This window comes from Polaromonas sp. P4_H1, assembly GCF_056400945.1.
Map to the genome: position 1 here is coordinate 473,444 of NZ_JBFUKG010000001.1, position 26,759 is coordinate 500,202.

Sequence of the window (26,759 nt, forward strand, 5' to 3'; positions counted from 1 at the left end):
GCCACCGGCCTTGACCACATCGGCTTTGCGGACGCCGCCTATGGACCCGGTGGTCTTGGTCTGGCCGACAAATGCGTCTCGCGCACCGTACATGTCGACGCTGCTTTGTGCGAACACGTTTGCACAGACCGTCAATGCCATGGTTGAAACGATGGTCTGTGTTGGTTCCCTGGTGGCTGGTATACCAAATCCTGAGTCACGTCATGGACATCTGACGCAAAGATCGCACGCTGTCGAGGATAGTATTGGTCGGGCGCTTACCCCGGCGACATGTAGACAGCGACCGCCCGTAGCCTTGGCCGGGGCTGTCAAATCAAAGAGACTGGATACCAGGAACGGAAAGGCAGCCGGAAAAACAAGCCGTCAAAAATAAGAGTTCGCGGCACCACCGATCGATCATGATCGCCGGAATGCCGGTCACTCGGTCACGTGGACGGCGTATTGGTCCCGTTCGCCGGAATGCGCAACGCCACGGCAAGAGGACTCTTGGTTGCGGGCAGCCACTGGGCTTTAAGCGCCGTTTCCGAAGGGGATGAGAATAATCTTGCCGACGTTCAAGCTCGATTCCATCCGCCGATGCGCATCCGGCGCTTCTGACAGCGGAAAGACACTGTCGAGCACTGGCGCCAGGTCTCCGCGCCCGAAATGACGCAGCCACTGTTCGCTGAACCTGCGCACCATCGCCTGCTTGACCTGCGGCGGCCGGGATTTCATGACGGTTCCCATGATCTGCAGGTGTTTGTAAAGCAGCCGGTCCAGCGGCAGCGCGGCATTCTTGCCCCCGCCCAGCAGGCCGACCTGAACCAGGCGTCCGCCATCCGCAAGGCTCAGGAGGTTGCGCTCAAGGTAAGGCGCGCCGATAAAGTCGATGACCACATCGACACCGCGTCCGTCCGTGGCCCCGGCGATCACGGCGGCGAAGTCTTCGGTCTTGTAGTCGATGCCCCGGTCGGTGCCAAGTTGCTGGACGCGCTCAAGCTTGCTGGCATCGGCGGTCGCAAATACCTTCGCGCCGATGGCATGCGCCAGCTGCACCGCGGCCGAGCCGACACCGCCTGCCGCTGCATGAATCAGAACGGCATCGCCTGCCTGCAGGCGGCCCAGGTGAACCAATGCTTCGTGCGCCGTGACGAACACTTCTGGAATCGCTGCCGCATGGATGTAATCGAGGCTCTCGGGGATGGGCATGGCCATTCGGTAGTCGATGCGCGCGATTTCCGCATAAGCACCGCCGCCGACGATGCCCATGACGCGGTCACCGGTCTTGAACCCATCGACCTCGGCACCGACAGCGATGACTTCGCCCGCAATCTCCAGCCCCATGATGTCTGAATCGCCGAAGTTGGCACGGCCATAGCCGCCGCGCCTGTGCGTCAGGTCGGCGCGGTTGACGCCCACCGCGTGGTTGCACACGAGCAGGTCATGCGGGCGCAGCACCGGTTCGGGGGCGTCGCCCAGCTGCAATACATCGGCTTCGCCGAACTCCCTGAAATTGATGGCTTTCATGCTGATCCTTGCTGGTTTGATCGGGTAAAAAAACGCAGGTCGCCCAACGCGGCCGATGGCGCCCGGCCCCGCGTGAATTGCGTTGCCGGCAGCTCCAGCCGGATGCTGGACTGCTGGGCTGGCGTTGAATGTCAGGGGGCGGGAGGCGCGCCGTCGAAAGCGTCCTGCAGCAATTGCCGCAGTGCCTTGGCCAGCAACGGGCGCGGGTTCGGGTACTCGTTTTGCATCGTGATCGCACAGGCGCGGTCCAGGTCCGCCGCCTGCATGCCGATGTCCCTGAGCGCCAACGGCGCGCCGTTGGACTGCGCCAGCCGGTACACCGCCATCGCGGCGTTGTCGCCCTGCAAGGCCTTGGCGATGCGCTGCATCGCCGGCTGCGCGGCCGCGCTGTTATAGGCCAGCACATGGGGCAGCACGATGGTGTGTGTTTCGGCATGCGGCAGGTTGAAGCTGCCACCGAGCGTGTGGCACAGCTTGTGGTGCAGGCCCATGCCGACACTACCCAGCACCTTGCCGCAGAGCCATGTACCGTAGAGTGCGTCGGCCCGCGCCTGCAGGTCGCGTGGATACAGATGGATGGCCGGAAGCGCACGTCCCAGCGCAGCGATGCCTTCCTCGGCCAGCAGGCTCATGACCGGATTGCCGTCGGCGGCATACAGGCCCTCCGCCGCATGGGCGATGGCGTTGATGCCGCTGACCATCGACATGCCGACCGGCAATGCCAGCGTGAGTTCGGGATCGTAGATCACGGTTCGCGGCAGGACGCGCAAATCTCTTCCGGTGCGCTTCAGGCCGTTTTCGGTCAGGCCGTAGATCGGCGTCATCTCCGACCCCGCGTAGGTGGTGGGAATGGCGAGAACCGGTAGCCCGGAGTCCAGCGCAATCGCCTTGCCCAGGCCGATGGTCGAGCCGCCGCCGATGGCCACCGCGCAGTCGGCGCCGTGCTGCGCCGCAAACCGGCGCGCATCCTGCGCGCTGGCGAGCGGCACATGCATCACGGCCCCGTCGAAGATGCCGGCAGCGCGCGAGCCGAGCAGGTCGGCCAATTGCTCGGCTTGCGCCCGCTGCTGTGGGGTGCAAAGCAGGATGGCCCTGTGCGCCCCCATGGCATCGAGCTCGGCGCCAGTGCGCGCCAGCATGCCGGCACCGAACGCCACCCGCTGCGGCTGGCTGACGAAGGTGAAGTGCTGCAGGCCGCCCATGCGGTGATCGGCAGTCATTCGGCGACGATGTTGTGGCGCTTGATCACGCGGCCCCAGCGTTCGCTTTCGGACTTGACCAGGCGATTCATCTGTTCCCGCGAGCCTGCCACAACCTCGAAGCCATCATCGGTAAAGCGCTTGGCCACCGCCGGGTCATGCAAGGCCGCGCTCATGTCGGCGGCCAGGCGGTCCAGCACCGGCTCGGGCGTCTTGGCTGGCGCCACCATGCCGACCCACGAATAGACTTCGAAGCCCTTATAGCTCTCGGCCAATGCCGGCACGTTCGGCAGTGCGGGGGTGCGCTGCGTCGAAGTAACGGCCAGTGCGCGCAGCTTACCTCCCTGGACTTGTGGCAACACCAGTGGCAGGCTGGCAATCATCGAGTCCACATGACCGCCGATCAGGTCGGTCAAGGCAGGGCCGCCGCCCTTGAACGGGATATGCAGGCCGCTGGTTCCTGCAGTCTCATGGAAGAGCTCGGCCGCCAGGTGGTTCGAACTGCCTGCCCCCACCGACGCGTAGGACACCGCACGTTTCTGCTTCGCTGCCGCGACGTAATCCTGCAAGGTCTTGAACGGCGACGCAGCAGGCACCACCAGCACCATGGGCGAACGTGCGATGTAAGACACACCCGTGAAGTCGCGTGTGGTCACGTAAGGCAGCTTGGGGTAGATGTGTTGCTCCGTGGCGTACGAGTCGAACACCAGGGCCACCGTATAGCCGTCCGATACGCTCTTGGCCACGGCGGCCATCCCGATGGTGCCGCCCGCACCGCCCTTGTTCTCGATGATCAGTTGCTGGCCCAGCCGGGCGCGAAGCGGCTCCTGGATCTGGCGGGCGACCTTGTCTACCGTACCGCCGGCCGCAAAAGGGACGACCAGCGTGACCAGGCGGGAAGGATAGGCCGGCGTCTGCGCCCAGCTCGAGACACCCAGGCACAGCGCCATGCCGAGCGCCAGCCGGCGTGCCAGCGCAGCAGGGCGGCGAGCCTGGCCGTGGTGTTTTGTAGTGTTCAAATGCATCCGATGCTCCTTGGGTTGGGTACGGGCTGGATGCTAGCAGTTGCAAAATATAGTGACAATAACGTCCATACGCCAAACGCCTTTGCATAAAATGCACAAATGAAATCCGTTAAATTTGCAGAAAACCTGTCGATGTTCGTGGACGTGGCGCAGGCCGGGAGTTTCTCGGTCGTCGCGCGACGGCAGGGAATGGTGGCGTCATCGGTGGCACGCCAGATTGACGCACTGGAACTGGACCTGAAGGTCGCGCTCTTCACGCGTTCCACTCGCGCGCTCGTGATGACCGATGCCGGGCACCTGCTGTTTGACCGTGCCGTCAAGCTGTTAAGCGACATGACCGACGTGCGCGGCGAGGTGGTGTCGCTGGAGCAAAAGGTGCAAGGCGTGCTGCGCGTCAGCTGTGTGCCCGCTTTTGGCCGCCGCCATGTGGTGCCGCACCTCGGTTCGCTGTTCGAGAAGCATCCCGACTTGCGCGTGGAGCTGGAACTCACCGAGCGGGTGGTGGATGCGGTGCTCGAACGCTTCGATCTTGTCATTCGCGTCGGCCCTCAGCCTGACAGCAGCATGATCAGCCAGCGCATCGGCAACCAGCGCTACATCGTCGGGGCCTCCCCGGCCTACCTCGAACGCCATGGGCATCCCACGCACTTCGACGAACTGGCCCGGCACCGGCTGATCGACCGGCAGCACAACACCACTGCACGCGGCTGGCGGGAGCTCGTCGGCCACAGCGGTTTGGTACCGGCGCAGTTTGCTTTCGAGTGCGATGACTGCGATGCGCGCCGTCTGTCGGCGGCCCAGGGGCTCGGCATTGCCTTAATGCCCAACTGGGCCATCGGCGAAGACTTGGCGGCAGGGCGGCTCGTTGAACTTGAACTGGAGGGCCTTCCGGCGCAGCCGGTGGCGGGCATTTTCCTGATGCGGGCCGCGCCGCGCGCCAATTCAAAGACCCGGGCGTTCACGCAGCACCTGCTCGACAGTATCGGGCGCTCCGCGAGCTGGGTGCGCGATGCGGCGACGGCAATGCCGGCCTGACATCATCAGGACCTTCGCTTAGCGCTATCAGCATGGTTTGCGCCAGGCCCCAGCCAGCGGCAGAGAAATAGGGGCGCCGGGTTGATATTGCAGCCCGCGTTCCTGGCGGCCGGGCACATCGCGGCGGGCCGGCTGGTGCCGGTGCTGCCGCAGTGGCAAGAGTCTCCGGAAATCGCGCTGTATGCGCTCTATCCGGCTGCCCGCCGGGTGCCTGTCGCCGTGCGCGCCCTGATCGACTACCTGCTCACGACGCTGCCACGCGTAGTGGCCTCGGCGTGAGGGAGCCCGCCTTATCAAGAATCGAGCAAACTACCCTATCCGATATTCGCGTGGAGTTCGGTGGTTCAAGCAGGGACAGAGATTCGTAGTCGGGGGCAGTTTTAGTTAGGGCGGGTATTTTCAATCCGCCGGTCGGGGATACACCACATGATCGCCACGGCAACGTAAATCGCTGTAGCAATCCACGCATTCACAAACGAGAGTGGAGAGTGGGATTACCGCATCGTGCATTTAACTCATTCACTCATTGACTGCGTAGCGAATTTGCCAATCTGGCCTGAAGCTCCGGCGTGAACAGCGCTTTAGGCAGCATGCAATGCACCCCTTTGGGAGGTATCGAGCTGTAGACTGTTCCAGTCTGATGGGAATATTGTGTAATTCTAAAACTGGCTGCGACACTGCAGATCCCATAGCAATCTTCCAACGAAATTGCAGTTGCTCTTGACATCCACGCTATTAGCTGCCTTAGACAAGATACCAAAGCTGTTTCAAGACTCTCACCGAATCCCAGTCCTATCCAGTGGGTCGGAGTTTCAACCATAGGACTGTTCAAACCAGATTTTTTATGTAGGACGTACTGCACCTGCAAATCTTCCAGTGCGGTCTCAATTGCGGTCTGGTTTACAACACCATCGCCCTGCGCACCGTTGGAGTCACCCGTCCAGATTCTTGCTTTTGCAACTTGAACCGGAAGAAATAGCGAAGTTCCCGCTACTAACTCAGCAAGATCGAGGTTGCCACCATATGAGCCAGCCAATATCCCGCTCGTCGGTTTGTCTCCAACTGGTTGCGCAGCAAATACTCCCTGAAACGGGGCGAGTGGAATAGTGACCCCAGGTAAAAACTCTGCAGCTGTACGCTCTTTATTGAATTTCAGATAACGCAAGTATGGTTTCTGAAAATCTGCGGGCAATGCCCCGACCCCCTTTGGCGAGGAGTTCCAGCCCCAATCGATAGGACGCAGCTTTAGCATCCGGCACTCGACAACATCGCCAGGCATTGCGCCTTCAATTTCGATGGGTCCGATAAGTGAGTACGGACCCGCAGGATATTTCTTTCGGATCGGCTCGCGCTCCTCAAACGACATGCCGTACTTGGCCTCATTTCCCCATTGTGTCCATGTACCGTCATAGTGGACTACGTCACCGCTTCGAATGATGGCTGCGGCGGGCGCGCTTGGGTCCATCTGCCCCACGCGAACCGTGTCTTTGGACGGCACCACGCGATGAGTGCGTCCTGTCGGCGAGACCATTTTCCCCACTGTGTCTGAAGCTAATCCCGGGCTTGCCGATGCTGATGCTGATGCGCATCCTGGAAGGAAACTGATGAAGGGCGCCAAACCGGCTGCAGCAGAAATCTTGAAAAGCGCTCTGCGAACTTGCTGCTGATCGCTGCTGCCGCTTTCATAGGCATCGCCGGATGAACACCCACTGGAAGATTCGGGCATGCATGTCTCCTTTTTTTAATGTAATGAGCGAAATGATTGCTCTCGTCAAATATACGGGCCGACACGCCATGTGATCTGACCAAGCCATTCGACGAGTTACCACATCGTCCGATTTTCTAATTGGTGGCAGCAAGATTTCACGTTGTCCTGGACATACAGGCCGATAAACAAACGCGCCCGGCACAGTCGCGTCCGCTTAGCGGCGCCACACGCACCCGGTCGAAAGAATCGGACTCAGTGGTAACTGAGCGGAACTTCCGGTGCGCCCGGCTATGCAGGTCGCACCTATCCTTCAGCCCGTGACAAGTGAACGCATCGCCTGCATTTACTTGCCCATTCACAAATCATTCACAGGAGACAAGCAAGCATGTTTATCCGTTCAACCATCGTTTCAACCATCGCACTGGCGGCGTGTGCAAACGTGTTCGCACAAAGCAGCGTCGAGATGTACGGTGTGCTCGACGCATTCGTTGGTCAGATCAAAACCACCGCGGCCACGGGATCCACCACCAAAACCGGGGTAGTCAACTCCGGCGGCCTGACCACATCGTTCCTGGGCTTTCGCGGATCCGAAGACCTGGGTAGCGGCTACAAGGCCGTTTTTGCGCTAGAGAGCTATGTGCGCGTGGACACTGGCGCGACAGGGCGCAACGACACAGACCCGTTATTCGCGCGCGCATCGTTCGTCGGGATCCAAAGTCCGTACGGCCAGTTCAGCTTCGGGCGCATGCCCACGCCCTATTCACTGGCCACCACTAACTTCACGCCGCTCGTGGGCACCACCGGTGTCAGTCCGATTTTTGCCAACGCCTTCAAGAACAATGTGCTCGGCGATACTCGGATGAACAATTCGATCAAATACCAGTCGCCACGCATAAGCGGCTTCGAAGCTGACCTGCAACACAGCCTGGGCCGGGAAGAGCCACAGGGCGTCAACCACAAGCGTGAGGTGGCGACGGACGGCGCGGTGCGCTATTTCAACCAGCAGCTTTCCCTGGTTGTGGCGACACGCCAGATCAACCTCAACACCGCCAACGACGGGCACAAGCAAGATGTGTGGATGGTGGGCGGCACCTACGACTTCGGCGTGGCCAAGCTCAGCGCGCAATACCACAAGGTCCGGGAGACCTACCTGAACACCGCGCTCAATGCCACCCGCAAGGTAGGCGAGCTCGGTGTGAGCGTGCCCGTCGGCGCGGGCGCAATCCTGGCGGAGTACGCCACCACGCGGGCAGACGACCGCGTTGCCACGACGATCGATCGCCGCAAGTCTTTTGCCTTCGGCTACGACTACAACCTGTCGAAGCGCACCGACCTGTATACGATGTACTACTCGGATCAGTTGTACAAGCCGGATTCGAAGCAGACGACCGTTGCATTCGGCATTCGACATCGCTTCTGACCCTGATTGCGCGGGGCGAACGCCCCATCCTGCCCGCCCACGCGGCAAGTACGTACCGAGGAGACACGCATGACAAAAATCATTCCCACCATCTTGCTTCTGGGCCTGCAGCTAGTCGGCGCCATAGCGCACGCCCAACCCGAACGCGGCGTGATCGCCAACGCAAACCTGTCGCTGGAGCAGGCCACCGCATTGATGCAGTCAGCCTTCACCTTTGCAAGGCAGAAGAATACTGCCGTCACCGTGGTGGTGGTCGATTCCGGCGGCCATGTGATCACCGGAGCCAGGATGGACGGCATGCCTTTCGGCACCTTCGATGTAGCGCGCGGCAAAGCAATTGCCAGCGTTGCGACCGGAGGGGAGTCTGGAAAGGCGCTGATGGAGCGCTACAAGGCCAACCCGATCGTCTTCGGGCAGATCAGCTCGCTGAGCTACGGCGGCCCCATGTTTCCTTCGCAAGGCTCGTTGCCAATATTCATCAACGGCCTCCTCGTGGGCGCGGCGGCCGGCAGCGGCGCGTCGAGTCAGTTCGACGAAGACGCGGTTCGTGCTGGCATCGCTGCCATTGGCGCATCGTCAACCCGCCCCTGAACCCTACCAAGCCTCATCAAGCCATACCAACCATGCAAAGCCAAAGCTCTTGCGGCGTGTCTCAAGACACGCTTGAAAACGCAGCCCGCTCACTCGGCATTCCGGATACAGGACGACGCCACCTTCTGCGCGGCGCAGCGGCGGCACTTGTTACCCCTCTCGCCGGCTGCACCGCAGCCGGCCGTGCATCCCTGCTTATCGGCGAAGCGCCCACACCCGGCAAGACACACGTTGTTGAATCGAATTCAAGAACCGTTACCGTCGGCCTGCTCGACCCCAAAGCCGCCCCTGCGGCCCTCATCGATTCTGGCGACATCGTGTCTTATCCAAACACGTGGTTGAATTGGGCCAACGAGCCACGGTACGGCATGTCGTTCGCCGAGCGCGAACCGATCCGCCGCCGCTACCCCAACGGTCCATACTCGAACATCGGCCCCGTCATGATCCGCGGCGCCGAGCCTGGCGATTTGGTCGAAATCCGCACGGTACGTGCACGCCCCATCGAATGGGCATGGAATTCCTCGCCGGCCAACGTCGGCGCCATTCCCGAGGACTTCAACAAGCCTTACCTGAGATATTTCAAGTTCGACGCGGATCGCAAGAGCGTGGAGTTCGCGCCCGGCATCCGGCTTGAGTTGCATCCCGGTCAAGGGCTCTTTGCTACCCAGCCGCCCGGCGACAGCCCGGTCAGCGGCATCCTGAACGGTGCCTACGGCGGCAAACTCGGCCTGCACGAACTGGTCGAAGGCACCGCGCTGTTCCTGCCCGTGTTTCATCCAGGCGGCCGCTTGTGGACCGGCAACTCCCATGCCGTGCAAGGCGATGGCATGGTCAACCAGACCGCGATGGAAACTGCGATGGAAGACCTGCGCATCCAGTATGTGCTTCACAAGAAGGTGACCATCGGCCTGCCGCTGGCCGAAACACGGACACACTGGATAGGGGTGGGATTTGGCAAGACGCTGGACGACGCGCTTGTCAACGCGTTGCGCGGCATGCTCGATTGGGTCAGCACCGCACTGTCTATGGACCGCGCCGACGTCTATTCGCTGTTCAGCCTGGCAGGCAGCTTCCGGGCAACAAAGTTCGCGCGCCAGCGCGGCTCGGTTTATACCGAAATGCCGGCGCAGACCATGCACGCCATGCTGCCCAAAAGCATCCTGTCGGCGCCGCTGGCAGAGAAACTCTCCAGCTCATTGCGCAGGCACGCCTGATGTTCATCCCGGACGCCATGAACGCCGTGACACAAAACCCAGTGCCTCCACGCCAACTCCCGATGGCCGATCCGCGCGCGCGCGCCCGCGCGCACGCCGCAAATCATCGCCCGTCATCTCGGCAAGGAATTCATCTCCGGCGGCCGCAGCGTCGTTGCATTACAAGACGTCAACATCGTGATCGAGCAGGGCCAATTCTGCTGCATCGTCGGCCCCTCGGGCTGCGGCAAGACTACCCTGCTGCGTGTCGTCGCGGGCCTTGAGACGCATACGTCAGGCGAGCTCAGGCTCGCGCATTTCAACCAGACGAAGCCGCTTCTGTCGATGGTGTTCCAGGAACAGTCGATATTTCCGTGGATGACCGTCGAAGGCAATGTCGAGTATGGCTTGCGTATGCGCAAGGTGCCCAAGGCCGAGCGCCGGGACACAGTACGGCACTACCTCGACAAGGTAAGCCTCACACAGTTTGCCGGTTCATATCCCCACCAGTTGAGCGGCGGCATGAAGCAACGGGTCTCTATTGCCCGCGCGTTCGCCAATGACCCGGAAATCCTGTTGATGGACGAACCGTTCGCGGCACTGGACGAACAAAACAAGGCGATCCTCCAGGAAGAGCTGCTGCGCATCTGGGAAGAGTCGCGCAAAACGGTGCTTTTCATTACTCATTCGATCGACGAGGCGCTTGTACTCAGCGATCGTGCGCTGGTGATGACCGCACGGCCCGGAACGCTGAAGGCAGACATCGCCGTACCTCTGCAACGCCCGCGTGGCGCCTACGAGATTCGATCAAGCCCTGGCTACGCCGAACTGAATGAGCGGCTGTGGAAAGAACTGCGCGAGGAAGTGATGAACACCCGCCCACAAAAAGAAATCGCATGAGCACTTCAAAAATAATGGCCCTCCCGGCGTCAACCCCGCAGATCGAAGTGCGCGCATCGTCACGCCTGGTCGTTCGCAAGGTATCGCCGGCGGCCATCGAGCGCATGGTTGCCATTGTGGCTCCGCTGCTGCTGCTTGGATTGTGGGAAGCGCTGACCCGCTCCGATGTTCTGGACCAGCGTTTCTTTCCTGCGCCCTCTTCCATCATCGGCACGTTCTACCACATGACCTTCAACATGCCATGGGACAACTCGCTGACCTACCACGTACTGGTCAGCCTGTCGCGCGCGCTCATTGGCTTTCTTCTTGGGGCGATTCCGGCCATGGTGATCGGCGCGATCATGGGGCTGGTACCCATCGTACGGGCTGCCGTACAACCCATCGTCGGCGCGCTGTTTCCGATTCCAAAGGTAGCGATCCTGCCCTTGCTGATGCTGATCTTCGGTATCGGTGAAGAATCAAAGTGGGCCATCATCGCCATTGGTGTTTTTTTCCAGGTATTGATCGCGACCGCCGCTGGCGTCGCCAACATAGACCGCATCTATCTGGACGTCGGCGCCAATTTCAAGGCCGGGCGCATCGCCACCTACACCACGATCGCGTTTCCCGGTGCGCTGCCCCTGATCGTGGCAGGCCTGCGGCTGGGCTGGGGTTCTTCACTTTTGCTGCTGGTGACCGCCGAGATGGTGTCGAGCCAATCGGGTATCGGCTTTTTGATCTGGCGTGCCTGGCAACTGATGACGGTGGAAGACATGTACGTTGGCCTGGTCGTGATCGCATTCATCGGTATCACGTCGTTCTGGCTGATCGATGCACTCGAATCCCGCCTGCTTCCGTGGAAGCGCCGCTGAGGCGCCTGCAGTCAACAACGTCCTCAGGAGTCAAGACATGAACACCAACATGAACACGAAAGCGTTTTCACGCCGCACGCTGATGGCAGCATCGACGGCCGCGCTCGCGCTTTCACATCTTTCCCTTCGGGCTCAGGCTGTCACGCGCACCCCGCTTTCGCCACCGGTCAAGCTGCGCGTGGGCATCATTGCCGCGATGTTCGATGCCGTCTCGATCATCGCGGCCGAGAAGGGGTACTTTCGCGAGGAAGGCCTGGACGTCGAGATCAAGGCCTTTCCTGGCTCGGGTGAAGCCGCCCAGGCGCTGGCCATCGGTGCACTTGACGCGTTGGCGAGCGGCCCCAATCCCATGATCTTCAACTCGCGCAGCCGCAACATCGATCTCACCATTGTCGCGACGGCCGGCCAGCATTCGCCGAACCACGGCTCCATCAGCTTCGTCATGCGGCGCGACCATGTCGAGAGCGGTCGTTACAAGACACCTGCAGACTTGAAGGGTATGAAGCTGGCATCGGGCCTGGCCGCGCCCAGCAGCTGGTTCGTCTCGCAACTTGCACTGCAATCCGGCGTGACCGAGAAGGAATTCGACATTGTCCAGTTGGGCCTGCCCAATGTCATCGCCGCGCTGGGCAACAAGTCGATAGACGCCGCATGCATCAACGAGCCGCATGCCACTCTGGTGCTCAAGCGGATCAATGGCGTGCGCATCATGTCCATGGACAAGTTCCGCCCGAACTTCCCTAACGGCTATCTGATCTATGGACCTTCATTGATGAAGACCAACCGCGAGGCCGGGCGTCGCTACATGGTGGCGTACATGCGCGCGCTACGCGACTATCGCCAGGCCTTCATCGAACCGGGCGCGAAAGGCTCGCCCGAAATTACGGCACAACTGAAAAAATACAACATGGAGATGTTGCCCGAAACACCAATGCTCGACTTCCCCGCGAGCGGCGCCCCATCGTTCGTCGCGGTGGACGAACTGATCCAGTGGCACCTGAAGATGGGGAATATTCGCGCCGTCCCGGACCTGAAGGCACTCACGGACGAAAGCTTCCTGCAATACGCTCGCACACAGGCTTGAGATCGACATGCTGATCGAACAACGCACATACACCCTGGAGCCTGGCAAGATGCGCCAATACCTGGCGACCTACGAGAAGGAAGGGTTGGAAATACAAAAAACCATTCTGGGCCACTGGCACGGTTGCATGGTGACCGAAATCGGCCCGCTGAACCAGGTGATCCATCTCTGGGGATTCGACAGTTTCGAGGACCGCCTGGCACGCCGTGCGCGGCTCATGGCCGATCCCACATGGCAGGGCTACCTCGCCAAGGTCGCGGGGCTTGCCGTGCACCAGGAAAACCGCATCCTGCTTCCTGCGGCGTTCTGGAACCCGCCGGCCGCGGCTCAGGCCTGATCGGGCGAAGCCTGGCTCAGCATCCCGCGCTTGAAGTCGCTCGGCGGAAAACCGATGTGCTGCGCGAAGAAGCGGGCGAAGTGGCTCGGCGCCGAAAACCCCAGCTCATCCGAGACTTGGGTGACCCGTGAATTCGGATCGGACAGCATGCGGGTGGCCAGCGTCATGCGTTCCCAGTCCAGGTATTGCTGCGGCGAAGCGCCCAGGCAATTCTTGAACTGCTCGAAAAAGCGCGAGCGCGACAGGCCTACATGCGCGGCCACGTCTTCCAGGCTCGGGTTGCTGGCCGCATTCTCACGCATGAAGCGCGTGGCGCGCATGATGCGCGCGTCCATGGGCCGCTCGGCCAACAGGGCCTTCTTCGAAAACTCCTGGTCGCAATAGGCCACAGCCACTGCACGAACGAGATCCCGCAGAATAGGCGTGCGTTCCTCATCCGACATTTCGAGGCCCGACGTCATGCTGATCGCAATGCGCACGACGCATTCGCGCACCTCTGGCGACAGTTGCACCAAAGGGGACGGAAACATCTTTGCGCGCGGCGGTGATTGCACGCCCAGTACCTGCGACATCCACGGCCCGTTCAGCAGCGCCGTCAACACCAGCGTGGCGGCGCCGTGGCTGTTGAGCTTGGCATGCGGCTCCCAGGGATTCACAAAGATGGCGTTATCGTCGCTCAGTTCGAATGTCGCGCCATTGACCTTGAACCCCGTGTCGCCACCGCCAATTTTGAAGATGAAGTTGTATTCCGAATGCGCGTGTTCGACCAGGTCGCGCGCGGTAAGGTTCAACGTGATGCGGCCGAACTCGCCCTGCATAACCGACGACTGGCGTGCGTCTTTCATCTCGATCTCCTGCGCGGGAGAAAAGAATCGGACGATTTGGTAGAACGCCGGCATGGCGCGTTGTGCATTTTGGGCTTTCTCTGACTACAGTACGTAGCTCAACGAACTGAGGCCGACATTCTAGGCATGCGGCCACCCACAGGTCAATGCGGGAATACGTGAGACAACAAGCGAGGAAGATATGGCGAACAGCGTCGTAACGGTGGGCAACGGGCCAGTCAAGGTCCTGGCCCTTCATGGCTGGTTTGGTTGCGCGGAAGGATGGGGACCCTTCGTCGAGGTGATCGACAAACGGAAATTCACCTATGCATTCATGGATTGCCGCGGCTACGGCGGATCGATGCACCTGCAGGGCAACTACACGATCGCGGAGATTGCGTCGGACGCCATCGCGGTTGCGGACCAGCTGCAATGGGACCGCTTCTCGCTGCTCGGCCACTCCATGGGCGGCAGTGCAATACAGCACGTGCTCGCAGATGCAACGCCGCGAGTGCGCGCCCTGGTGGCCGTGACGCCGGTGCCGGCCAGTGGCGTGCCCTTCGACGAAGAAACCTGGAGTCTCTTCTGCAGCGCGGCGGCCAACCCGCAGGCACGACGGGCCATCCTGGACGGCAGCACCGGCGGGCGCCTGTCGGGCCACTGGCTCGACAGCATGGTGCAGCGCTCATGGGAACGCTCGAACCAGGACGCATTCGCGGCCTACCTGAACTCGTGGGCCAGGACCGACTTCTCTAGCCGGATCGCGGGCGCGAAGCAGCCCATCAAGGTCATCGTCGGCGAAAACGATCCCGGCCTGACCGAGGAGGTCATGCAGCAAACCTATCTGCGCTGGTATCCCAACGCCGAGCTTCAGGTCATGGGCAACGCCGGGCATTACCCGATGGATGAGACGCCCGTCGCCCTGGTTACGAGCATCGAAGAATTTCTCTCACGCACTAATGCAACTAATGCAGCTAATGCATAGGTACCCATGCAGCAAAACATCCACTTCCCATCCGACGGCTTGATGCTGTCGGGAATTCTCAGTATGCCGGGCGAGCAGGCCAACGACGTGCCATGTACCGCTCATCCCATCGTGGTGCTGCTACACGGATTTGGCGCCAACAAGGAGGATCAAGTCCTGGCGATCACACACGCCCTGCTCGACAAGCTCGGTTATGCCACCCTGCGCTTCGACATGCGTGGCTGCGGCGAAAGCGAAGGCGAGCGGGCCAGGGTGTTGTGCGAGGACCAGGTGCGTGACACGCACAACGCCGTCACATGGCTGCTCTCAAACACCAACGTCGATGCCAGCCGCATTGTTGTGCTCGGCCACAGTTTCGGCGCAGCCATCGCCGTGTACGCGGCGGCCACCGACAAACGGATTGCTGCCTGCGTCTCATCTGCGGGCTGGGGCGATGGTGCGAGCAAATTCCGCGAGCAACATCCCTCGCCCCAGGCATGGGCGAAGTTCACTTCGATGATGGAGGAGGGCCGCGCGCGAAGTCGGGCCGGCGAGTCCATGCGCGTCTCGCGTTTCGACATCGTACCCATCCCGCCGCACATGCGCGCAGGGCTGCCGCCGGGCGCGTTCCTGGATTTTCCGTACGAGGTCGTCGAAAGCATGTTCCGCTTCCGGCCCAACGATGTTGTGGCACAGATCGCTCCCAGACCCTTGCTGCTGTTGCATCCGTCGTTTGACTCGGTCACACCGACCACCCAGTCGATCGAGCTGTTCCGGCACGCCAAGATGCCCGTCGACCTTCACCTGTTTGCAGGCATCGACCATTTCATTTTTGACGATGAGAACGCCATGACATTTAATCTCCTGCGCGACTGGCTTGCGAAGAACGTGGCCGGGCAAAACGAGACCCACCAAGTGCTGACCAGCGAAGGCAGTGGGCAATGACCACCCCCGCTCAGGTGGATCACCGCAGGCTGCATCACTTCGCCGCCACACTTCTCGGGGCAGCCGGGCTGGATCCTGTGCAGGCCACACAGGTCGCGGACGTGCTCATCTGGGCGGACTTGCGCGGCACCGGCTCACACGGCGTGTCCAGGCTGCCCCTCTACTTACATTGGCTCGCGTCTGGCGAGATGCGACGCGACGCAAGTGTCGAAGTGGTGCTGCGGTTGCCCGCCCTTGCCGTGCTCGACGCGGGCCGGGGCCCCGGTGCCGCGGGCATGGCAAAGGCCGTCGAGCAATCCACCGAGCTGGCGCGCGACTGCGGAGCGGGCGTTGCAATCCTTCGCAACACAACGCACACCGGTGCGCTGGGCTACTACACCCACGCCATCGCAACGCAGGGTTTGGTGGGATTGGCCGTCGCGGCGTCCGGCCCGATGATGGGCTACCACGGCGCTGCAAGGCCAGCGGTTTCCACGAGCCCGATCTCCGTGGCTGCCCCGAGGGGAGACGGCCTTGCACCGCTCGTTTTCGACATGGCAACCAGTGTGGTCTCGCTTGGCAAGCTGATGCAGGCACGCAAGGTCGGCCAGCCTATACCGATGGGTTGGGCGCTCGACGCCTACGGCCAACTCACTACCGATGCCGATGCGGCCGTGACGCCGGCACCCCTTGGCGGCCCGAAGGGTTCCGGGCTCGCGCTGATGGTCGAAGTGCTGGCCAGCGTGCTTTCAGGAAACCCGATTCTCGCGCCCGCGCTCTCGGCGCCCCCGGGTTCGCAGCCTCATTTTCAGAATGCATTCGTGCTCGCACTCGATGTGGCGCGCATCGACGTCGGCGGCCACTTCTTCGGCAACATGGATGAGCTGGTTGCGCAGATCAAGAAGCTGCCAGTGGCCGATGGCGCGTCCGAGGTATTGCTGCCAGGCGAACGCGGCACCAGTGAATCCCGGAGCCGGCAGGCTGGCGGCATTGCGCTGCCATTGGCCGTGCGAGATGAACTGGCACTTGCCGCACGCGGCCTCGGCGTTGAGGTGCCTTGGTAGGCATTCGCGTCTTCTTCATTTTTTCAGGTCACCATCATGCATTCCATAGTCTTGCTCTCCCGTCCGCTAAAGGCCGCATGTGTTTCGCTGGCGATCGCCGTTTGTGCATGCGCCTCGGCCCAGACGTTTCCGATCAAGCCCCTGCGAATCATTGTGCCCTTCCCCGCTGGCGGGGCGCAGGACATTCTCGCTCGCACACTGGCGGATGGCCTGTCTACACGCTTGAAGCAACCGGTCATCGTGGAAAACCGTTCAGGCGCAGCGGGCAACATCGGTGCGGAGGCGCTGGCAAAGGCTTCGCCTGATGGATACACGCTGGGCATCCTCAGTGGCGTGCATAGCGCCAACGCCGCCTTCTACCGCAAGCTGCCGTACAGCTTCGAGCGCGATTTCGTCCCGGTCAGCGCCATTGGCGACTCGGCCGTGCTTCTTGTCGCGTCCAACCAGGCACCGTTCAAAACCGTGGGCGAAATGCTGGCGTACGGCAAAGCCAACCCCGGCAAGATAAATTTCGGCAGCACGACAAGCCTCACCATGGACTTGCTGAAAGTGCAGACCGGCGTGGACGTGACGATGATCACCTACAAGGGTCTGGGCGAGGTGTTGCAAGACCTGATGGGAGGGCGGATAGAACTCGGCGCGGGTCCATCACCGCAACTTATTCCCCTGATCAAGGAAGGAAAAATCAGGGCGCTCGGATTGGCGAGTAGAAAACGCATCACCGAACTGCCCGGCGTTGCCACCGTGGCTGAAACCATCGGGGGTTATGACGCGGGCATGTGGTATGGCCTGTTCGCTCCAGTTGGCACGCCCGCTGCGCTGGTGTCGCGCATTGCGCACGAAACCGGGCAGGTACTTTCCTCCAAATCCACCCGCGAAAAGCTGCTCACGCAAGGAATTGACCCCGACTTTTCGGTGGCATCGCCGCAGGTCATTGGTGACCGCATCCAGACCGAAATTGCACGTTGGCGCAGAGTTGCTGCGGCAACAGGCAACTATGCAAATTAATGCATTACCTCCATCCGATGCCAATTCACAAAAAAAAAAGCAGATGCAGGAAGCGAAGCCATGAGCATTTCAGAATTTAAAGTACCTCAAAGGCTGGACGGTAAGGTTGCCGTCGTCACAGGAGGAAGCAGCGGCATTGGCGCAGCCTGTGTTCAAGCGTTGGCCGCTGAGGGTGCCAGCGTCGTGATCGGCTACCACCTGGGTCGAGACCGGGCTGAGGCACTGCGTGCGCAATTGCCAACGCAAGGCCCTGAACAGGTGCACAGCTTGCTGCACATTCCCCTTGGTGACAGTACTGCGCACGCTGAAGTCGCGAGCGTCCTGCGATCCACAGTAGGCAAGGTAGATATCCTGGTCAACTCCGCAGGGTTCACCCGGCGGATTGCGCATGCGGACCTGGATACCCTCGATGACGTGCTGTTCAACGAGATTCTCATTGCCAATGCCGGAGGGCCGTTTTCCATTATCCGTGCACTGCTGCCACTGTTGCGTGGGTCAGGAAATGGGCTGGTGGTCAACGTGTCATCGATATCGGCCTTCACCGGATCGGGCAGCAACATTGCCTATTGCGCAGCCAAGGCGGCGCTGGACACCATGACAGTCTCACTGGCACGCGCGTTTGGACCTGCCGTGCGCTTTCTCTGCGTGTCCCCAGCGGCCGTGGATACAGGCTTTGTCGAAGGCAGAAGCCACGCGGAACTGGAGAAAAAAGCAGCCCAGACGCCACTCGGGCGCATTGTGACGCCCGAAGATGTGGCACTAGCCGTGCTCGCCTGCGCGACACACCTCAAGACAGCAACCGGTACGCGCATCATTGTGGACGGAGGGCATAGGCTGTGATGAGCCTGAACCGTACCCATGATCCCGCCTTGCGCAGTTGGGTGGCTTCAGCCAACATCGAAGGCGTTGACTTCCCTGTCCAGAACCTGCCATTTTGCGTATTCCGCAAAGAAGAAGACGAGCCCGCGCGTTGCGGTGTGGGCATTGGCGACAGCATCCTGGACATTGGCCGTTGTGCAGACTTGTTCGAGGGTGCTGCGTCGCAGGCTGCGGTAGCCTGCCAGGCATCCTCGCTCAACGCCTTGATGGCGCTTGGCCTTGATCCCGCCTCCGCGTTGCGCGCCAGGTTGTCGGAGCTCTTGAGCACAGGCCACACCATGCATCGCGACTTGCTGACCAGAGCGCTGCTGCCCATTGCAGCCGTAGACCTGGTTTTACCGGTGCGGATTGGCGGCTTCACGGACTTCTTCGCCTCTGTGCACCACGCAACCAATGCGGGCCGCTTGTTCCGGCCGGACATGCCACTCTTGCCAAACTACAAGTATGTGCCGATCGCCTACAACGGCCGCGCGAACAGCGTCCGAGCCAGCGGAATTCCTGTACACAGGCCGCGCGGCCAAATCAAAATTCCCGACCAAGCCGTGCCAGTCTTCGCACCGGCACAGCGGTTGGACTATGAGGTGGAGCTCGGGATGTACATCGGTGAAGCGTCGGAGGTGGGAAAGCCGGTCAACGTGAAACGCGCACCGTGCCACATCTTTGGTTTTTCGCTGCTCAACGACTGGTCAGCCCGTGACATCCAGGCCTGGGAATACCAGCCGCTCGGCCCATTCCTGGCCAAGAGTTTCGCGACCACCGTGTCGCCCTGGGTGATCACGGCCGAGGCCTTGGTACCGTTTCGCACGCCGACGCTGGTGCGCGCCGCGGATGACCCGCAGCCACTGCCGTACCTGTACGACGCGCAGGACCAGCGCGAAGGCGCGTTGGATATCCAGATCGATGCCCACCTGCGCACCGCGCAGATGGCGGCTCGGGGTTTGCCTGCCAGGCGGCTGTCCCGCTCCAACGCGTCAACGCTGTACTGGACATTCGCCCAAATGGTAGCGCACCACACCAGCAATGGCAGCGCACTGGATACCGGCGACCTGCTTGGCTCCGGAACGATTTCAGGCGCAACGGACGACGCGCTGGGCAGCCTGCTGGAGATCACGTCAGGCGGCGCAAAACCCTTTGCACTGGACACGGGCGAGCAGCGGACCTTCCTTGGCGATGGCGACGAGATCGTGCTCACCGGCTGCTGCGAGCGGCCAGGGTACGCACGTATCGGTTTCGGCGAGTGCCGGGCCACATTGCTGGCGTGCACACCCGAACAGCATTAAGCCTCCGAAGAGTCCAAGACCACGACCACGACCAATCGAAACAACGGATCCCGTCACACACTTCAAAGGAGATCACTATGCTATGCAAAAAACTTCACCACGCGGCTTTCCGCTGCAGGGATGCAGCCGAGACAACCGCTTTCTATACCGAGGTTCTCGGCCTCAAGTTTGCGCACGCCATGGGTGAGGACCATGTGCCATCCACTGGCAAATACAGTCCCCACGTGCACATTTTTTTTGAAATGGAAGACGGCAGCAATATTGCCTTTTTTGAATGCCCGCAGGATCCCGGGAACATGAAGGACCTTGCTTCGCCAGACTGGATTCAGCACTTTGCCTTCGAGGTTGAAAACGTGCAGGCCCTCAATGACGCCAAGTCCAGGCTCGAAGCCCATGGACTGACCGTTGTCGGGCCCACCAACCATGACGACATCATGCTGTCGATCTATTTCTTTGATCCGTCCGGGCACAGGCTCGAATTGACTGTCCGTACCTGCGATCCGGCGCGGGCGGCGAGCTTTGAAGTCGAGGCACCGAAGGTGCTGCAAATCTGGAGCCAGACGCACGACTGGTCGCAGCGAGATAAGGCCTTTGGTTCGATGACAGGTTATGCACGTCAGATTGGGCCGTGACGGTTCGAGGTCAACTTTTCAACCTGGTCGCGCTACCGCCCGCCATGGCTACGGCCGTGCCCTGAAGGGTTCACCCCACGCGCGCCGCCTTGCGCCAGGGCGGCACGGGCTGAAAGCGTGCCTGCAGGAAGGCCAGAAACAACTTCACGCGCGCAGACACGCCGTGGCGCTGCGGAATCAGGGCGACGATGTCGGCGTCGGGCAGGCGCCAGCCGTCGAGCAGGCGCACCAGGCGGCCCGATGCGAGGTGTTCGGCCACGTCCCATTCCGAACGCATGATGATGCCCTTGCCTGTCAGCGCCCACTGCCGCGTGACATCGCCGTCGTTGCTGCTCATCGCCGGCGCGATGCGTACCGCCGCGTCGGTGCGGCCCTTGCGGAAGCGCCAGAGCGAAACATCCTCTTCGTTTTCCCGCAGCACGAGGCACTGGTGGCCGGTCAATTCTTCCGGCCGCTGCAGCGGCGCATGGCGGGCCAGATAGTCGGGCGAGGCGCAGAGGATGCGGGTGTTGGGCGCAATCGGGTAGGCGACCATGCTGGAGTTGGCCAGATCGCCGATGTGCACGATCAGGTCGAACCGGTCGGCCTCGGCGGCGGGGGGCACATCACTGAGCGTCAGCGCGACCACCAGTTTCGGGTGTTGCGCATGAAAGTCGGCAAGCGCCCCGGCCAGATGCTGCCTGCCAAAGCCCAGAGGGCCGCGCACGTGCAAGGTGCCGGCCACATCGCCGGAACGCGCGCGCAGGCTGTCAATCAGCGCATCCAGCTCGGCCAGCAGGGTGAGGGCCTTGGTGTAGAACAGCTCGCCCTCATCGGTCAGGCTGAAGCGCCGGGTGCTGCGCTGGACCAGCTGCACGCCGAGGCGGTTTTCGAGCTGCCGCAAGCGCTGCGAAACAGCCGACGCGGTGACGTCCATGCGCCTTGCCGCTTCGGCCAGCGCGCCGCTTTCAGTCAGCGTGACAAAAAATCGCAGGTCGGTGGTGTCGCTCGACATTCGTTAAAGCGTTCGTTAATGCATCCGTTGACGCACCGCTGAAGCATTCGTTAAAACTTCTTAGGGCAAGTGTTAGCACTGTTCAGTAATTCTACGCAATAGTGCTACTAAACTGAAGTCTCCGCAACCCCGCGCCGAGGCAAGACATGAGCGAGCATTACGACATCCTGATCCGCAACGCCGCCATTGTTGACGGAACCGGCGCCGCCCGTTTCAGTGGCGATGTGGGCATTCACGGCGACCGCATTGCGCGCATTGGCGACCTGCGCGGCGCCAGCGCCAGCACCGAAATCGATGCCACCGGCATGGTGCTGGCCCCCGGCTTCATCGACGCCCACACCCACGACGACCGGCTCATGCTCTCCGGCGGCGACATGGCGCCCAAGGTCAGCCAGGGCATCACGACGGTGGTCGGCGGCAACTGCGGCGTGTCGCTGGCGCCCATGCCGCGGCCCATTCCCGACCCGGTGACACCGCCGCTGAACCTGCTGGACGCAACCGGCGCGTGGTTCCGCTTCCCCGATTTCGCCAGCTACCTGGACGCCTTGCGTGCCCAGCCGGCCGCCACCAACTGCGCCATGCTGGTGGGCCACACCACGCTGCGCGTGGCCACCATGGACGACCTGACTCAACCGGCCAGCGCCGACGAGATCGACGCGATGCGCGCGCTGGTCGAGGAAGCCATGCAGGCCGGCGCCATTGGCGTGTCGACCGGCTTGTTTTACGAGCCGTCGATTGCCGCCCCGACCGAAGAGGTGATTGCCATCTGTGAGCCGCTGCGCGCGCATGGCGGCGTGTACTGCACCCACATGCGCAACGAGGGCGACGACGTCATCAAGTCGCTCACCGAGACCTTCCGCATTGGCCGCGAGGTGGATGTGCCGGTGGTGATCTCGCACCACAAGGTGGTCGGCGTGAAGAACTATGGCCGGTCGACCGAGACGCTGAAGTTCATTGCCGACAACATGGCGCTTCAGCCAATCTGCCTGGACTGCTACCCCTACCCGGCCTCGTCCACCATTTTGTCGGCGCACCGCGCGGTCAATGCCACGCGCGTGACCGTGACCTGGTCGGAGCCCATGCCGGAATGCGCCGGCATGGACCTGGCCGACATCGTGGCACAGCAGGGCGGCACACTGGAGGAAGTGGTGGACCGCCTGACCCCGGCCGGCGCGATCTACTACATGATGGACGACCGCGATGTGCAGCGCATCCTGCAGTTCGACCAGACCATGATCGGCTCGGACGGCCTGCCGCACGACGAGGCGCCGCATCCGCGCCTGTGGGGCAGCTTTCCGCGCGTGCTGGGCCATTACGGCCGCACGCTGGGCCTGTTCACACTGGAAACGGCCATCCACAAGATGACGGGCCTGACCGCCAAGAACTTTGGCCTGGCGGGGCGCGGCCTGGTCCAGGAGGGCGCATTTGCCGACCTCACGCTGCTCAACCCGGACACGGTGAACGAAGGCGCGACCTTCAAAAAACCCATTGCCCCGGCCATCGGGATCGACACTGTGCTGGTGAACGGCCAGATCGTCTGGCGCAACGGCCAGCCCAGCGGCGCCCGGCCGGGCCGGGTGCTCAAACGCGAAACCACGTGATACACATGAACACCAGCCCCTTTGAGAACCTCGAAACCCCCGCGCTGCTGCTGGACACAGCGCGCATGGACCGCAACATCGAGCGCATGCGCGGGCGCATGACGCGCCACGGCGTGCACTTCCGTCCGCATGTCAAGACCAACAAGTGCATGGACGTGACGCAGCGCCTGCTTGACGCCGGTGCGCGCGGCATCACCGTTTCCACCCTGCGCGAGGCCGAATATTTCAGCGAGCGCGGCATCACCGACATCCTGTATGCGGTGTGCCTGTCGCCCAACAAGCTGGCGCATGCACTGCGCCTGCGCCGGCAGGGCATCCGGCTGACGGTGATCGTGGACAGCGTGGAAATGGCGCTGCAGCTCAACCCGGAAGGGATTCAGGGAGACGAGCGTCTGGACGTGCTGATCGAGATCGACTGCGACGGACACCGCTCCGGCGTTCAGCCCGACTCGCCCGCGCTGCTGGCCATTGCCGACGCGCTGCAGTCACAGGGACTGGCCGTGGGCGGCGTGATGACCCACGCCGGCGACTCCTACATCTGCCGCAGCACCGAGGCCATCGTGGCCATGGCCGAGCAGGAACGCGCCGGCGCCGTGCAGGCGGCGAGGCGCCTGCGCGCGGCCGGCCATGCCTGCCCGGTGGTCAGCGTGGGCTCCACGCCGACCGCGCTGTTTGCCGAAAACCTCGACGGCGTGACTGAAGTGCGCGCCGGCGTGTTTGTCTTTTTTGACCTCGTGATGGCCGGCCTCGGCGTCTGCCGCACCGACGAGATTGCCCTGTCGGTGCTGACCACGGTGATCGGCCACCAGAAGGACAAGGGCTGGACGGTGACCGACGCAGGCTGGATGGCCATGTCGCGTGACCGGGGCACGTCCCGGCAAAGCCTTGACCAGGGCTACGGCGTGGTCTGCGGCGTGGACGGCGCTCCGCTGGAAGACCTGATCATGGTCGATGCCAACCAGGAGCACGGCATCATCGCCCGCCGGCCGGGCAGCACGGCGGGCCCGGCACCCTTCCTGCCGATTGGCAGCCAGCTCCGCATCCTGCCCAACCATGCCTGCGCCACGGCGGCACAGTTTCCCTGTTACCAGGCTCTGGACGGGGCGCAGCGGCTCGCCGGCACCTGGCAACGCTTTTACGGCTGGTAGGCGACGGCAAGTGAAAAGGAAAAAAGGAGACTGCGATGAAACTCATTTCCTCTGCGCAGGTGCCGGCGCCCGGTGGCCACTATTCACATGCGGTGGAAGCCGGCGGCCTGGTGTTTGTCTCGGGCATGCTGCCGTCCGGCAACAACCAGCCGCCCGCGCCCTTCGAAGCCCAGGTGCAGTCGGCGCTGGACCACTGCAGCGCCGTGCTGGCTGCGGCGGGCTGCGGTTTCGATGATGTGGTGCAGGCCACGGTGTACCTGGTGGGCGTGGAGCACTGGCCGGCCTTCAACCAGCTGTATGCCGAGCGCATGGGCAGCCACCGCCCGGCGCGGGCCGTGGTGCCGGTGCCGGCGCTGCACCACGGTTTCCTGGTCGAGATCCAGATGGTGGCCGAGCGGCCCGGCCGGGGCTGAGCCCAGCTCGCGCCTGACGGACTCATTTCAGAGCAGCGCACCGCGCGCGGCGACCGGCCACAGCGCCTCGACGCGCTGGCCGCGCACACACACCAGTTCGTCGTAGAGGTTGACGGTCGGGTCGCAATGGCCGGGCACCAGCCACAGCGTGTCGCCCAGGGACAGGGCGGCGGTATCCGGCGTGAGGATGACACCGTGCTCGTCGGCGGCCTTGGCGTAATGCAGCTCGGGCCTTTTCCAGACCACGGGCAGGCCCGAATCGACGCTGGACGCCTTGAGGCCGCTGTCGACCACGGCGCGCTCGGCGGTGGGCCGGCTCATCACGGAGGTCTTGATGAACAGCGCATGTTCAAACGCGACATCGCCTTCGCCACGCTGGTTGTCACCATAGTCGCGGTCCATGAACACATAGGAGCCGGCCTGCAGTTCGTTGTAGACGCCCGAATCCCGCTCGTGCAGGAAGGTGCCGGTGCCTGCGCCGGTGACACACTTCACGGCAATGCCGCAGGCCTCAATCGCCGCCAGCGTCTGGCGAACCCGCTGGACGGCCTCCCCAATGGCCTGGGCACGTTCGCGCGGCGTGCGCAGATGCTGCGCAGGGCCGTGGTAACACTGCAGGCCGGCAAAGCGCAAGGGCGGCGACGCGGCCACCAGCCTGGCCAGCTGCGCGGCCTCGGCCCCAGGCGCCGCGCCGCAGCGGTGCGCGCCTACATCCACTTCCACATACACATCCAGCATGACGTCGTGCGCTCGCGCGGCCACCGCCAGCGGCGCTACCTGCGACGGGTGATCGACCAGCACGCCCAGGTGCGCGGCGCGCGCCAGCTCCATCAGGCGGCCGATCTTGGCCGGGCCGACCAACTCGTTGGTGATCAGCACGTCGCGCACACCGGCCGCGACAAACACCGCCGCCTCGCTGACTTTCTGGCAGCAGACGCCGACGGCACCCAGCGCGATCTGGCGCAGCGCAATCTCGGGACACTTGTGGCTCTTGGCGTGCGGACGCAGGCGCACCTTGCTGCCCTTGAGCGCATCTGCCATGCGGTGCAGGTTGCGTTCGAACGCATCCAGGTCCAGTACCAGCGCGGGCGTGTCCACCGCGTCCAGCGAATCGCCGGGCCGTGCAGCCTTCCATGGCGTCATGGGTTTCTTTCCGGGCGGGCAGCAGGCATCAATCCACCTTCGCGCCGGAGAACTTGATCACGCGGGCCCACTTCTCGGTTTCACGCCGGGACAGCTCGCGGAACTCCTCGGGCGTGCTGGGGTCGGTCTCCGAGCCCAGTACCCTGAAGCGCTCCTTGACGGCCGGGTTGGCCAGCGCCGTGCGGATCTCGGTGTTGAGGCGGGTGACGATGTCTTTGGGCATGTTGGCCGGCCCGATCAGGCCGCCCCAGGCCACCACCTCGAAGCCCGGCACGGCTTCCGCGATGGTCGGGATCTGCGGGTAGGTGCTGGAACGCCGGTTGTCCGAAATGCCCAGCGCCCGCACACGGCCGGCCTGGGCGTGCGGTCCGGCCACCGGCGAGTTGATCATCATCAGCTGCACGCCGCCGCCGATCAGGTCGGTGACGGCCGACGTCGCGGCCTTGTACGGCACATGCAGCATGTAGGTGTTGGTCATCGACTTGAACAGCTCCACGCCAAGGTGGGCCGTGGTGCCGTTGCCGTCCGAGGCAAAGGCCAGCTTGCCCGGGTTTTTCTTCGCGTAGGCGATCAGTTCCGGCACGGTGCTGGCCGGCACGCTGTTGTTCACCACCATCAGGTTGACCACGCGCACCGCGTTGGAGATCAGGGTCAGGTCCTTGTCAATGTCATAGGGAATGTTCGGCAGCAGCGAGCGGTTGGTGGCCAGGGACACCACGTTGCCGTAGGCCAGCGTGTAACCATCCGCCGGCGAGCGCACCAGGTCCATCGTGCCGATCACATAGGAGGCGCCCGGCTTGTTGTCGATCACGAACGGCACGCCCATCTGGACCGACAGCTGCTGGGCCAGCGCCCGCATCAGCACGTCGGGAGCGCCCCCCGGCGCCGACGGCACGATCAGGCGGATAGGCTTGTCCGGGTAGGCGGCCTGGCCGGGCAGGGCGAAGGCCGCGAGCACGGCGAAGAAGATGCTGGCTAACAGGGATTGGCGACGCATTGTTCGGACTCCAGGAGGTGAAAGCAGGGCTGATGCAGC

General features: G+C 62.6%; 27 protein-coding genes. 19 read left to right on the forward strand and 8 right to left on the reverse strand.

What is annotated here, in order from left to right:
• Window positions 1–510 precede the first annotated feature (510 nt).
• The 3 genes from AC1DS5_RS02155 to AC1DS5_RS02165 form a co-directional block, all read right to left on the reverse strand.
• Window positions 511–1,506, reverse strand: a complete 996-nt coding sequence (locus AC1DS5_RS02155) for an NAD(P)H-quinone oxidoreductase (RefSeq protein ID WP_477716597.1) — start codon at window positions 1,504–1,506, stop codon at window positions 511–513.
• A 131-nt stretch (window positions 1,507–1,637) separates the two neighbouring features.
• Window positions 1,638–2,726 carry a maleylacetate reductase gene (locus AC1DS5_RS02160; RefSeq protein WP_477716598.1) on the reverse strand — a complete coding sequence of 363 codons (1,089 nt, stop codon included), beginning with the start codon at window positions 2,724–2,726 and terminating at the stop codon, window positions 1,638–1,640.
• Window positions 2,723–3,730 (reverse strand): tripartite tricarboxylate transporter substrate binding protein, encoded by a 1,008-nt coding sequence (locus tag AC1DS5_RS02165; RefSeq protein WP_477716599.1) that lies wholly within the window; start codon window positions 3,728–3,730, stop codon window positions 2,723–2,725. Before AC1DS5_RS02165 ends, AC1DS5_RS02160 begins: the two co-directional genes overlap by 4 nt.
• Before the next feature lie 99 nt (window positions 3,731–3,829).
• Here AC1DS5_RS02165 and AC1DS5_RS02170 point away from each other — a divergent pair, with 99 nt between their 5' ends.
• Together AC1DS5_RS02170 and AC1DS5_RS02175 are read left to right on the forward strand one after the other, a co-directional pair.
• Window positions 3,830–4,765: a LysR family transcriptional regulator gene (locus tag AC1DS5_RS02170; protein WP_477716600.1), complete on the forward strand. Its 936-nt coding sequence runs from the start codon at window positions 3,830–3,832 to the stop codon at window positions 4,763–4,765.
• An 81-nt stretch (window positions 4,766–4,846) separates the two neighbouring features.
• Window positions 4,847–5,044, forward strand: coding sequence for a hypothetical protein (locus AC1DS5_RS02175; RefSeq protein ID WP_477716601.1), 198 nt, complete (start codon window positions 4,847–4,849; stop codon window positions 5,042–5,044).
• Window positions 5,045–5,288: 244 nt separating this feature from the next.
• Here the strand turns inward: AC1DS5_RS02175 and AC1DS5_RS02180 are convergent, their stop codons facing one another.
• Window positions 5,289–6,491 carry an acetamidase/formamidase family protein gene (locus tag AC1DS5_RS02180; protein WP_477716602.1) on the reverse strand — a complete coding sequence of 401 codons (1,203 nt, stop codon included), beginning with the start codon at window positions 6,489–6,491 and terminating at the stop codon, window positions 5,289–5,291.
• A gap of 367 nt (window positions 6,492–6,858) precedes the next feature.
• Here AC1DS5_RS02180 and AC1DS5_RS02185 point away from each other — a divergent pair, with 367 nt between their 5' ends.
• The 7 genes from AC1DS5_RS02185 (at window position 6,859) to AC1DS5_RS02215 (ending at window position 12,849) form a co-directional block, all read left to right on the forward strand.
• Window positions 6,859–7,893: a porin gene (locus AC1DS5_RS02185; RefSeq protein ID WP_477716603.1), complete on the forward strand. Its 1,035-nt coding sequence runs from the start codon at window positions 6,859–6,861 to the stop codon at window positions 7,891–7,893.
• Window positions 7,894–7,962: 69 nt separating this feature from the next.
• Entirely contained in the window at window positions 7,963–8,484 is a 522-nt protein-coding gene (locus AC1DS5_RS02190) for a GlcG/HbpS family heme-binding protein (RefSeq protein ID WP_477716604.1), read from the forward strand.
• 32 nt (window positions 8,485–8,516) lie between these two features.
• The gene (locus AC1DS5_RS02195) at window positions 8,517–9,698 is read left to right on the forward strand and encodes an acetamidase/formamidase family protein (protein ID WP_477716605.1); all 1,182 of its coding nucleotides are present in this window, start codon (window positions 8,517–8,519) and stop codon (window positions 9,696–9,698) included.
• A 132-nt stretch (window positions 9,699–9,830) separates the two neighbouring features.
• Complete coding sequence (locus tag AC1DS5_RS02200) at window positions 9,831–10,577, forward strand: ABC transporter ATP-binding protein (RefSeq protein WP_477716742.1); 747 nt, start codon at window positions 9,831–9,833, stop codon at window positions 10,575–10,577.
• Window positions 10,574–11,428: an ABC transporter permease gene (locus AC1DS5_RS02205; RefSeq protein WP_477716606.1), complete on the forward strand. Its 855-nt coding sequence runs from the start codon at window positions 10,574–10,576 to the stop codon at window positions 11,426–11,428. Before AC1DS5_RS02200 ends, AC1DS5_RS02205 begins: the two co-directional genes overlap by 4 nt.
• 37 nt (window positions 11,429–11,465) lie before the next feature.
• Entirely contained in the window at window positions 11,466–12,512 is a 1,047-nt protein-coding gene (locus tag AC1DS5_RS02210) for an ABC transporter substrate-binding protein (protein ID WP_477716607.1), read from the forward strand.
• A 7-nt stretch (window positions 12,513–12,519) separates the two neighbouring features.
• A complete protein-coding gene (locus AC1DS5_RS02215) occupies window positions 12,520–12,849 on the forward strand; it encodes an NIPSNAP family protein (RefSeq protein WP_477716608.1) in 330 nt (109 codons plus the stop codon).
• On the opposite strand, the gene AC1DS5_RS02220 is transcribed toward AC1DS5_RS02215, so the two are convergent.
• Window positions 12,840–13,694, reverse strand: coding sequence for a helix-turn-helix domain-containing protein (locus AC1DS5_RS02220; protein WP_477716609.1), 855 nt, complete (start codon window positions 13,692–13,694; stop codon window positions 12,840–12,842). The two genes, AC1DS5_RS02215 and AC1DS5_RS02220, sit on opposite strands and share 10 nt — an antisense overlap.
• Window positions 13,695–13,875: 181 nt before the next feature.
• Here AC1DS5_RS02220 and AC1DS5_RS02225 point away from each other — a divergent pair, with 181 nt between their 5' ends.
• From AC1DS5_RS02225 to AC1DS5_RS02255, 7 genes are all read left to right on the forward strand, one after another.
• On the forward strand, window positions 13,876–14,658 hold the full coding sequence (locus AC1DS5_RS02225; protein WP_477716610.1) for an alpha/beta fold hydrolase: 783 nt from the start codon (window positions 13,876–13,878) through the stop codon (window positions 14,656–14,658).
• Between the two features lie 6 nt (window positions 14,659–14,664).
• A complete protein-coding gene (locus AC1DS5_RS02230; RefSeq protein WP_477716611.1) occupies window positions 14,665–15,582 on the forward strand; it encodes an alpha/beta hydrolase in 918 nt (305 codons plus the stop codon).
• On the forward strand, window positions 15,579–16,625 hold the full coding sequence (locus tag AC1DS5_RS02235; RefSeq protein WP_477716612.1) for an Ldh family oxidoreductase: 1,047 nt from the start codon (window positions 15,579–15,581) through the stop codon (window positions 16,623–16,625). The genes AC1DS5_RS02230 and AC1DS5_RS02235 overlap by 4 nt, the downstream gene beginning before the upstream one ends.
• A gap of 36 nt (window positions 16,626–16,661) precedes the next feature.
• A complete protein-coding gene (locus AC1DS5_RS02240) occupies window positions 16,662–17,633 on the forward strand; it encodes a Bug family tripartite tricarboxylate transporter substrate binding protein (RefSeq protein WP_477716613.1) in 972 nt (323 codons plus the stop codon).
• A gap of 60 nt (window positions 17,634–17,693) precedes the next feature.
• Entirely contained in the window at window positions 17,694–18,473 is a 780-nt protein-coding gene (locus AC1DS5_RS02245; RefSeq protein ID WP_477716614.1) for an SDR family NAD(P)-dependent oxidoreductase, read from the forward strand.
• Window positions 18,473–19,792, forward strand: coding sequence for a fumarylacetoacetase (gene fahA, locus AC1DS5_RS02250; RefSeq protein ID WP_477716615.1), 1,320 nt, complete (start codon window positions 18,473–18,475; stop codon window positions 19,790–19,792). The genes AC1DS5_RS02245 and fahA overlap by 1 nt, the downstream gene beginning before the upstream one ends.
• Before the next feature lie 77 nt (window positions 19,793–19,869).
• Window positions 19,870–20,424 carry a VOC family protein gene (locus tag AC1DS5_RS02255; protein WP_477716616.1) on the forward strand — a complete coding sequence of 185 codons (555 nt, stop codon included), beginning with the start codon at window positions 19,870–19,872 and terminating at the stop codon, window positions 20,422–20,424.
• A 70-nt stretch (window positions 20,425–20,494) separates the two neighbouring features.
• On the opposite strand, the gene AC1DS5_RS02260 is transcribed toward AC1DS5_RS02255, so the two are convergent.
• Window positions 20,495–21,418, reverse strand: a complete 924-nt coding sequence (locus AC1DS5_RS02260; RefSeq protein WP_477716617.1) for a LysR family transcriptional regulator — start codon at window positions 21,416–21,418, stop codon at window positions 20,495–20,497.
• A 146-nt stretch (window positions 21,419–21,564) separates the two neighbouring features.
• On the opposite strand from AC1DS5_RS02260, the gene AC1DS5_RS02265 reads away from it, so the two are divergent.
• From AC1DS5_RS02265 to AC1DS5_RS02275, 3 genes are read left to right on the forward strand one after another with little or no spacing between them, the layout of a single operon-like run.
• The gene (locus AC1DS5_RS02265; RefSeq protein WP_477716618.1) at window positions 21,565–23,019 is read left to right on the forward strand and encodes an N-acyl-D-amino-acid deacylase family protein; all 1,455 of its coding nucleotides are present in this window, start codon (window positions 21,565–21,567) and stop codon (window positions 23,017–23,019) included.
• Window positions 23,020–23,024: 5 nt separating this feature from the next.
• On the forward strand, window positions 23,025–24,167 hold the full coding sequence (locus tag AC1DS5_RS02270) for a DSD1 family PLP-dependent enzyme (protein ID WP_477716619.1): 1,143 nt from the start codon (window positions 23,025–23,027) through the stop codon (window positions 24,165–24,167).
• A gap of 35 nt (window positions 24,168–24,202) precedes the next feature.
• Window positions 24,203–24,580 carry a RidA family protein gene (locus tag AC1DS5_RS02275; RefSeq protein WP_477716620.1) on the forward strand — a complete coding sequence of 126 codons (378 nt, stop codon included), beginning with the start codon at window positions 24,203–24,205 and terminating at the stop codon, window positions 24,578–24,580.
• 27 nt (window positions 24,581–24,607) lie between these two features.
• Here AC1DS5_RS02275 and AC1DS5_RS02280 read toward each other — a convergent pair whose 3' ends face one another.
• Both AC1DS5_RS02280 and AC1DS5_RS02285 read right to left on the reverse strand, forming a co-directional pair.
• Window positions 24,608–25,723, reverse strand: a complete 1,116-nt coding sequence (locus tag AC1DS5_RS02280; RefSeq protein ID WP_477716621.1) for a DSD1 family PLP-dependent enzyme — start codon at window positions 25,721–25,723, stop codon at window positions 24,608–24,610.
• 28 nt (window positions 25,724–25,751) lie between these two features.
• Window positions 25,752–26,720: a Bug family tripartite tricarboxylate transporter substrate binding protein gene (locus tag AC1DS5_RS02285; protein ID WP_477716622.1), complete on the reverse strand. Its 969-nt coding sequence runs from the start codon at window positions 26,718–26,720 to the stop codon at window positions 25,752–25,754.
• Window positions 26,721–26,759 lie beyond the last annotated feature (39 nt).

Coding starts and splice junctions, on each gene's coding strand:
- AC1DS5_RS02170 (WP_477716600.1), top strand. CDS start 3,830: ATGAAATCCGTTAAATTTGCAGAAAACCTGTCGATGTTCGTGGACGTG.
- AC1DS5_RS02245 (WP_477716614.1), top strand. CDS start 17,694: ATGAGCATTTCAGAATTTAAAGTACCTCAAAGGCTGGACGGTAAGGTT.
- AC1DS5_RS02185 (WP_477716603.1), top strand. CDS start 6,859: ATGTTTATCCGTTCAACCATCGTTTCAACCATCGCACTGGCGGCGTGT.
- AC1DS5_RS02240 (WP_477716613.1), top strand. CDS start 16,662: ATGCATTCCATAGTCTTGCTCTCCCGTCCGCTAAAGGCCGCATGTGTT.
- AC1DS5_RS02235 (WP_477716612.1), top strand. CDS start 15,579: ATGACCACCCCCGCTCAGGTGGATCACCGCAGGCTGCATCACTTCGCC.
- AC1DS5_RS02270 (WP_477716619.1), top strand. CDS start 23,025: ATGAACACCAGCCCCTTTGAGAACCTCGAAACCCCCGCGCTGCTGCTG.
- AC1DS5_RS02275 (WP_477716620.1), top strand. CDS start 24,203: ATGAAACTCATTTCCTCTGCGCAGGTGCCGGCGCCCGGTGGCCACTAT.
- AC1DS5_RS02155 (WP_477716597.1), bottom strand. CDS start 1,506: ATGAAAGCCATCAATTTCAGGGAGTTCGGCGAAGCCGATGTATTGCAG.
- AC1DS5_RS02230 (WP_477716611.1), top strand. CDS start 14,665: ATGCAGCAAAACATCCACTTCCCATCCGACGGCTTGATGCTGTCGGGA.
- AC1DS5_RS02260 (WP_477716617.1), bottom strand. CDS start 21,418: ATGTCGAGCGACACCACCGACCTGCGATTTTTTGTCACGCTGACTGAA.
- AC1DS5_RS02160 (WP_477716598.1), bottom strand. CDS start 2,726: ATGACTGCCGATCACCGCATGGGCGGCCTGCAGCACTTCACCTTCGTC.
- AC1DS5_RS02280 (WP_477716621.1), bottom strand. CDS start 25,723: ATGACGCCATGGAAGGCTGCACGGCCCGGCGATTCGCTGGACGCGGTG.
- AC1DS5_RS02210 (WP_477716607.1), top strand. CDS start 11,466: ATGAACACCAACATGAACACGAAAGCGTTTTCACGCCGCACGCTGATG.
- AC1DS5_RS02225 (WP_477716610.1), top strand. CDS start 13,876: ATGGCGAACAGCGTCGTAACGGTGGGCAACGGGCCAGTCAAGGTCCTG.
- AC1DS5_RS02285 (WP_477716622.1), bottom strand. CDS start 26,720: ATGCGTCGCCAATCCCTGTTAGCCAGCATCTTCTTCGCCGTGCTCGCG.
- AC1DS5_RS02180 (WP_477716602.1), bottom strand. CDS start 6,491: ATGCCCGAATCTTCCAGTGGGTGTTCATCCGGCGATGCCTATGAAAGC.
- AC1DS5_RS02195 (WP_477716605.1), top strand. CDS start 8,517: ATGCAAAGCCAAAGCTCTTGCGGCGTGTCTCAAGACACGCTTGAAAAC.
- AC1DS5_RS02165 (WP_477716599.1), bottom strand. CDS start 3,730: ATGCATTTGAACACTACAAAACACCACGGCCAGGCTCGCCGCCCTGCT.
- AC1DS5_RS02190 (WP_477716604.1), top strand. CDS start 7,963: ATGACAAAAATCATTCCCACCATCTTGCTTCTGGGCCTGCAGCTAGTC.
- AC1DS5_RS02205 (WP_477716606.1), top strand. CDS start 10,574: ATGAGCACTTCAAAAATAATGGCCCTCCCGGCGTCAACCCCGCAGATC.
- AC1DS5_RS02265 (WP_477716618.1), top strand. CDS start 21,565: ATGAGCGAGCATTACGACATCCTGATCCGCAACGCCGCCATTGTTGAC.
- fahA (WP_477716615.1), top strand. CDS start 18,473: ATGAGCCTGAACCGTACCCATGATCCCGCCTTGCGCAGTTGGGTGGCT.
- AC1DS5_RS02255 (WP_477716616.1), top strand. CDS start 19,870: ATGCTATGCAAAAAACTTCACCACGCGGCTTTCCGCTGCAGGGATGCA.
- AC1DS5_RS02215 (WP_477716608.1), top strand. CDS start 12,520: ATGCTGATCGAACAACGCACATACACCCTGGAGCCTGGCAAGATGCGC.
- AC1DS5_RS02220 (WP_477716609.1), bottom strand. CDS start 13,694: ATGAAAGACGCACGCCAGTCGTCGGTTATGCAGGGCGAGTTCGGCCGC.